Origin of the sequence: Saccharopolyspora sp., from assembly GCF_017434145.1 — a bacterium.
In the GTDB taxonomy this organism is placed as follows: Bacteria; Actinomycetota; Actinomycetes; order Mycobacteriales; family Pseudonocardiaceae; genus Saccharopolyspora_C; species Saccharopolyspora_C galaxeae.
On record NZ_JAFRFW010001023.1, the window covers coordinates 1 to 6,866 of the forward strand.

Annotated in this window: 5 protein-coding genes and 1 pseudogene; 2 read left to right on the forward strand and 4 right to left on the reverse strand. The window is 70.4% G+C overall.

The features are described from left to right. The 3 genes and pseudogenes from IJH84_RS27945 to IJH84_RS27955 all read right to left on the reverse strand — a co-directional run. Positions 1-705, reverse strand: a 705-nt coding sequence (locus IJH84_RS27945; protein ID WP_295150913.1) for an NAD-dependent epimerase/dehydratase family protein, incomplete at its 3' end; no start/stop codon positions are given. A 10-nt stretch (positions 706-715) separates the two neighbouring features. After that, positions 716-1,687, reverse strand: coding sequence for a TIGR03557 family F420-dependent LLM class oxidoreductase (locus IJH84_RS27950; protein ID WP_295150915.1), 972 nt, complete (start codon positions 1,685-1,687; stop codon positions 716-718). An 87-nt stretch (positions 1,688-1,774) separates the two neighbouring features. Further along, positions 1,775-1,903 (reverse strand): annotated as a pseudogene (locus tag IJH84_RS27955) (glutathione-dependent formaldehyde dehydrogenase); the annotation flags it as partial. Between the two features lie 99 nt (positions 1,904-2,002). Between IJH84_RS27955 and IJH84_RS27960 the strand changes: the two are divergent. Beyond that, positions 2,003-4,363: a xanthine dehydrogenase family protein molybdopterin-binding subunit gene (locus IJH84_RS27960; protein WP_295150917.1), complete on the forward strand. Its 2,361-nt coding sequence runs from the start codon at positions 2,003-2,005 to the stop codon at positions 4,361-4,363. Positions 4,364-4,784: 421 nt separating this feature from the next. On the opposite strand, the gene IJH84_RS27965 is transcribed toward IJH84_RS27960, so the two are convergent. Continuing rightward, a complete protein-coding gene (locus IJH84_RS27965; protein ID WP_295150919.1) occupies positions 4,785-6,209 on the reverse strand; it encodes an MFS transporter in 1,425 nt (474 codons plus the stop codon). Positions 6,210-6,472: 263 nt separating this feature from the next. Here IJH84_RS27965 and IJH84_RS27970 point away from each other — a divergent pair. Continuing rightward, the coding region (locus IJH84_RS27970; RefSeq protein WP_295150921.1) for a DNA polymerase ligase N-terminal domain-containing protein at positions 6,473-6,866 on the forward strand (394 nt) is incomplete at its 3' end.

Sequence of the window (6,866 nt, forward strand, 5' to 3'; positions counted from 1 at the left end):
GCCCTGCGCCGACGACCGCAGCACCGCCTGCCGGTAGGCCGCGCCGAGGTCGTCGCTGTGCACCGCCTGGAACCGCAGCCCCGGCAACGCGGGCACGATCGGCACCAGCGACGGGCGCACCGCCCGGTTCGGCACGAACGGCCCGAGGAACAGCCGCCGCTGTTGCGCCGCGGACTGCTCCTTGAAGGAGAACGCGGTGCGCATCCGCACCACCCGGGTCGCCGAGTGCGCCCGCTCGAACTCGTCCAGGCAGCGCTCCAGGTAAGCCTTCTCCCGCGAGTAGGCCGCGCCCGGCCAGCCGTCGGTCGGCCAGCTCTCGTCCACCGCCCGCTGCGGCGGGCCCGGTGAGTAGGCCGCCACCGATGAGGCGAACACCAGCACGGGCACCTGTTCGGCCGCGACCGCCCGCAACACCCGCAGCCCGCCGAGCACATTGTTGCGCCAGGTCGTGATCGGGTCGTGCGTCGGCTGGAAGATCCAGGCCAGCTGCACCACGGCGTCCGCGCCCGAGAGGACCTCGGTCAGGTCATCGTTGCTGATGTCCACGTGCGACCAGCGCACTTTCGGCCCGAACGAACTCCGCGGGCGGCGCCTGGAGGCGGCCACGACCTCTTCCACACCCGGCTCGCTGGCCAGAGCTTGCACGGTGCTGGTTCCGATGTTGCCGGTACCGCCCAGCACCACCACGCGGATTCCGCCGCTCATCGCAGACCTCCTAGGACGACGCCTTGCGCAGCGCGGGCAGCAGCTCGCGTTCGGCGAACTCGAAAAACCCGTCCTGGTGGTCGTCGCCGCCGATCTGCACCAGCGCCACGTCGGTGAACCCGGCCTGCCAGAACGCCGACACGGAATCCACGATCGGCTGCACGTCCGGGCCGCACGGGATCGTGGCCGCCACGTCCTCCGGCCGCACGTACTGCGTCGCCCCGGCGAAGGCGGGCGGGCCGGGAAGTTCCGCGTTGACCTTCCAGCCCCCGGCGAACCAGCGGAACTGCTCGTGCGCTCGGCGCACCGCGGCGTCCCGGTCGGTCCCCCAGGAAACCGGCAGCTGCCCGATCTTGCGGTCACCGCCGCCGGCCGAGTCCCAGCCCCGGCACAGTTCGGCCCGCGGCTCGGTGGAGATCATCGCTTCGGCGGCGGGCGCGAACCGCCGCACCGACTGCGGCCCGGACACTCCGACGCCGATCGGCACCGGACGCTGCGGAACGTCCCAGAGCTTCGCCGAATCCACGCGGTAGTGCCGCCCGGTGTAGTTGACGTACTCGCCGCCGGACAGCGCCCGGATGATCTCCACCGCTTCGGAGAGCATTTCGTGCCGCACGTTCACCGGCGGCCAGCCCTGCCCGATCACGTGCTCGTTGAGGTTCTCCCCGGCGCCGAGCCCGAGGGTGAACCGCTCCTCGGACAGCAGCCCGATCGTCGCGGCCTTCTGCGCCACCACCGCCGGGTGGTAGCGCATGATCGGCGCCGTCACGTAGGTCATCAGCTCGATCCGCTCGGTGGCCTGCGCGACCGCGCCCAGCACGCTCCACGCGTAAGGGGAGTGCGCCTGGGTGTCCAGCCACGGCGAGAAGTGGTCGCTCATCACCGCGAAATCGAACCCCGCGCGTTCGGCCAGCGGGGCGTGCCGGACCAGCGCGCGCGGCCCGGACTGCTCGGTCATCAACGTGTAGCCGAAGCGGACCATGAGTCACCCCGTCTCGAGCAGGACTTTGATCGTGCCGCCGGTCGTGCGCTGGAACTGGTCGTAGCCTTGCGGTGCCCGCGCGGGCGGGTGCAGATCGGATCCGCAGATCGCGCTCGAGGTGACCCGCACGAGCGCATCGGTACCGGACTCGCGGTGCGGATCGGGCACCTGCTCGACGCGCACCTCGCGCGGTCCTTGCCAGGTCAGTGCCTGCACGGGCAGCACCTCCGTAGTCGGCTCGTCCCGGCGGCTACCCGCACCGGTCGGTGCCGACACAGGCTGTGCAGCGGCCGCCACCACGGCTAGGCTCGGATCATGGTCGGATCTCTGCTGGGCAACGAGGTCAACAGGGTCGAGGACCCGGATTTGCTGCGCGGGCGCGCCACCTACGTGGACAACCTGCCGCTGGAAGGCGTGCTGCACGTGGGTTTCGTGCGCTCACCCCTGGCGCACGCGCTGATCTCCGAAATCGACACGAGCGCTGCGGCCGCCGCACCGGGCGTGGTCGCCGTCTACACCGCGAAGGATCTGGACCTGCCGCCGGTGCAGGCGTTCATCCCGGTCGGCGACTTCACCCGCGAGCCGCTGGCCACCGATCGCGTCCGGTTCGCCGGTGAACCGGTGGTGGCCGTGGTCGCCGAGGACACCGCAGCGCTCGCCGACGCGCTCGAACTCGTCGACGTCGACTACGACCCGCTGGACGTGGCGGTGGACCCGGTGGGCGCACTGGCCCCGGACGCTCCGGCGCAGTTCCCCGAGCACGGCTCGAACATCGCCAGCGGCTATCGGGACGCCGCCGGAGCCGACGTGCTGGCGGGCGCCGACGTGGTGGTGCGCGCCCGCATCGAGAACCAGCGGCTGGCCGTGGTTCCCATGGAGGGCAACGCCTTCGCCGCGATCGCGGGCGGACCGGACGACGACCACGAGGTCACCGTCTACGCCTCCACGCAGATGCCGCACGGGTTGCGCAGCGGCCTGGCCGGTTCGTTCGGCTGGGACCAGCAGCGGGTGCGGGTGATCGCCCCGCACGTGGGCGGCGCGTTCGGCGGCAAGGCGGGCGCGGCCGCGGAATACCTGGTGGTGATCGCCGCCGCCCGCGAGCTCGGGCAGCCCGCGAAGTGGGTGGAGTCGCGCTCGGAGAACATGCAGTCGATGCCGCACGGCCGGGCGCAGGTGCAGTTCGCCGAGCTGGGCCTGAGCCGCGAAGGCGACATCGTCGGCCTGCGCGCGCGGGTGGTCGGCGACGCCGGTGCCTACGCCGGTTTCGGCGGTTCGCTCGCGCTCGGCCCGACCCGGCTGATGTCCCAGGGCGTCTACCGCCTCCCGGCGTTGAGCTACGACGGCGTGATGGTCCTGACCAACACGACCCCGGTCGGCGCGTTCCGCGGCGCTGGCAGGCCGGAGGCCGCGGCGATGCTGGAGCGGCTGATCGACATGGGCGCCGCCGAGCTCGGCATCGACCCGGCCGAGCTGCGCCGCCGCAACTTCCTGCGCCCTGAGCAGTTCCCGTACACCACGCTGACCGGCGCCGGCTACGACAGCGGCGACTACGACCTGGCGCTGAACGAGGCGCTGCGGATCGCCGGTTACGAACAGCTGCGCGCCGAGCAGGCCCGGCGCCGCGCCGCGGACGATCCGAAGCTGCTGGGCATCGGCCTGAGCAGTTACGTCGAGATCACCGGCGGCGGTTCCGGCGAGTTCGCCGAAGTGGACGTGCACGAGGGCGGCGCCACCATCAAGGTCGGCACTTCCGCGCACGGGCAGGGCCACGCCACCGCGTTCTCCATGCTGGTCTCCGACCTGCTGGGCATCCCGATGGAGTCGGTCGAGTTCGTGCAGTCCGACACCGCCACCGTCCCGCGCGGCGGCGGCACCGGCGGCTCGCGCTCGCTGCAGGTCGGCGGCAGCGCGGTGCGCGAAGCCGGGGAAGTGGTGCTGCGCAAGGCACGCGAACTCGCCGCGGCCAGGCTCGAGGCGTCCCCGGACGACATCCGGGTCACCGACGGCGGGCTCGGCGTCGCCGGGGCTCCCGGCGCGACGGTGAGCTGGGCGGAGCTGGTGCGGGTCGCCGGTGACGGCGAACTTTCCGGCACCACCGACTTCCAGCCGGGTGGCGCCACGTTCCCGTTCGGCGCGCACGTTTCGGTGGTGGAGATCGACAGCGAAACGGGTTTCGTGACGCCGCTGCGGCACATCGCCGTCGACGACTGCGGCCGGATCGTGAACCCGAAGCTGGTGCGCGGTCAGCAGCAGGGCGGTGCGGTGCAGGGCATCGCGCAAGCGCTGTGGGAGCAGATGTCCTACGACGAGGACGGCAACCCGGCGACGGCGACGCTGGCCGACTACGCGATGCCCTCGGCGGCGGACGTGCCCGCGCTGGAGGTCGTCAACACCGAGACCGATACTCCGCACAATCCCTTGGGCGCCAAGGGAATCGGCGAGTCCGCCACGGTCGGGTCGACGCCCGCGGTGCAGAACGCGGTCGTCGACGCGCTCAGCCACCTCGGGGTTCGCCACGTCGACATGCCCGCGACTCCGCAGCGGGTGTGGCAGACGATCCGGGATGCGCGCGCGGGCACGCTGGCCTCGCCGTGGCAGGAGCCGCCCGCCGCGTTCGCGACGTTGCCCGTGCGGGGCGATGAGGTGCAGGAAGACGCCGATGAGGCGGTCGTGTAACGGCCCGAACGGCTTGTGGCATACCTCACCCGCGGCGAGCGAGATCGGGTGAAATACCGGTCCGGGGCGCAGCGATGCAGAGGGCGGGAGATGAAGAGCAGAACCGGTGGCGGGCGCAGCGTCTAAGCACCCAAGATCAGCTAATGCGGCGTTTTCTCCCATGACCGATCAAAATCGCGTTAGCCGCAGGAGAGATCTCCATGAACCACATCGTCGTGGCCCTGTCGATTGAAGCCGCCGGACTGTTCGCCATTGCCGGAGCGATCACCACGTGGACCCGCTCCGTGCTGCGAACCAGCCGCTGAGAGCCCGCTTTCTTAGAACCCGTCGGCAGCGAGCGGGTTCCAAGACGGCGCTGAAACCCGAAACGGCCCCGTCGCCCGGAATGCCCGGGCGGCGGGGCCGTTTTCGTCGCGCGGGCTCAGCCGGCCTTGGTGGCCAGCTGCTGCGCCTCCGCGTGGTCGACGGCGGCAGGCGGCGAACCCGGCAGGCGCTTGCCCGCGGATTCCTTGGCGAAGTAGACCGCCACCGCGCCGATCACGCCCGCGCCCATCAGGTAGTAGGCGGGGGTGTTCAAGTCGCCCGTCACCGCGATCAGGCTGGCGATCACGGTCGCGCTCGTGCCGCCGAACAGCGACACCGAGATGTTGAACGCGATCGAGAGCCCGCCGTAGCGGATGTCGGTCGGGAACAGCGCGGGCAGCGTCGACGGCGAGGTGGAGTTGAAGCACAGCAGCATCAACCCCATCAGCGCCAGCCCGCAGAAGGTGGCCACGGTCCCACCGGTCTTCAGCAGCATGACCGCCGGGATGGACAGCACCACCAGCAGCACGCAGCCGGTGTACATCACCGGCTTGCGGCCGATCCTGTCGCTGAGCTTGCCGACGAACGTGATCAGCACCATGGACAGGACCAGCACGATGATCTGCAAGACCTGGGAGACCGTGCTGTCCGTGCCCGCGTGGCCGTACTCCGGCAGCGTCTGCGTCAGGTAGGTCGGCATGTAGCTGGTGAGCACGTAGTTGGTCACGTTGAACACCAGCACGATCCCGCCGCACACCAGCATCGCGGGCCAGTGGTTGACGAAGATCTTGCGGAACTCGGCCAGGGTCTGGTTGCCCTCGCGGGACTCGGACTCCGCGGCGATCTTGGCGAACGCCGGGGTCTCCTCCAGCTTCATCCGCAGGTACAGCCCGATCGCGCCGATCGGGCCCGCGATCAGGAACGGGATGCGCCAGCCCCAGCTCAGCAGCGCGTCCTCGCTGAGCAGCACCTCCAGCAGCGTCGCGAACGTCGCGCCCATCGCGTAGCCGGTCAGGGTGCCGAATTCGAGGAAGCTGCACAGGAAGCCGCGGCGCTTGTCCGGCGCGTACTCGGCGATGAACGCCATCGCGCCGCCGTACTCACCGCCGGTGGAGAAGCCCTGCAGCAGCCTGGCGAGCAGCAGCAGCATCGGCGCCGCGACGCCGATCGTGCTGTAGTCCGGCAGGATGCCGATGATGAACGTGCTGATCGCCATCATGATCACGGTCAGCGACAGCACCTTCTGGCGGCCGATCCGGTCGCCGAGCGGGCCGAAGAACAGCCCGCCGAACGGGCGCACCAGGAACGCCGCCGCGAAGGTCCCGAGCGTGGCGATCGTGCTCATCGTCGGGGAGAGGCCGGCGAAGAAAACGCTCTCGATCTTGACCGCGAGGTAGGAGTACACGCCGAAGTCGAACCACTCCGTGACGTTGCCGATCGCGGCGGCCCCCACGGCGCGCCGGATCACTCCCGGCTCGGTGACCGTGACGTCGTTTACCGAATATTCGCCCGATTCAACATCGGCCGAGTCTGCGTTTGCCAAGGCAAACATCCTTCGCTGTTCCGAGACCGTCCAACCCGGACGGCCGGTGTGCCGCCTTCTTCGCGGCACCTCGCCTGTCAGTTGTCGCGGTGCACCCTAGTGCGCGGACCACCGTCACCGAAAACGTTGTCATGAATAAGGTATTTGTTCGGTGTGCCGGGAACGCGCATTTCGCTGCATTTCCGCGCGCCCTTCGTGCGGGTGCGTGCGGAACGGCGGAGTCCGGATCTTTGCCGCAGGCGGAAATCGGGTATAGCACCGGGGTGGCTGATTCGCGAGCCGATCGATTGGCGAAATACCGGGGCAAGCGCGACTTCACACGCACGGACGAGCCGGCCGGGGCGGAAGGTGCGGCTGCGGCCGGAAATCGGTTCGTGGTGCAGCGCCACCGCGCGCGACGCCGGCACTACGACCTCCGGCTCGAGGCGGACGGCGTGCTGGCGAGCTGGGCCGTGCCGAAGGGCCCGACGCTGGACCCCGCGGCGAAGCGGCTTGCCGTGCACGTCGAGGACCACCCGCTGGAGTACGCCGATTTCGAAGGCGTGATCCCGTCCGGCGAGTACGGCGGCGGAGACGTCGTCGTGTGGGACCGCGGGCATTGGTGGACCTCCGACGGCGCCGACCCCGCCGGTGCCATCGAGGCCGGCGAGGTGCACC

Bases quoted from the DNA above. Each gene is read 5' to 3' on its own strand.
- IJH84_RS27950 (WP_295150915.1), bottom strand. From the start codon at position 1,687: ATGGTCCGCTTCGGCTACACGTTGATGACCGAGCAGTCCGGGCCGCGC.
- IJH84_RS27960 (WP_295150917.1), top strand. From the start codon at position 2,003: ATGGTCGGATCTCTGCTGGGCAACGAGGTCAACAGGGTCGAGGACCCG.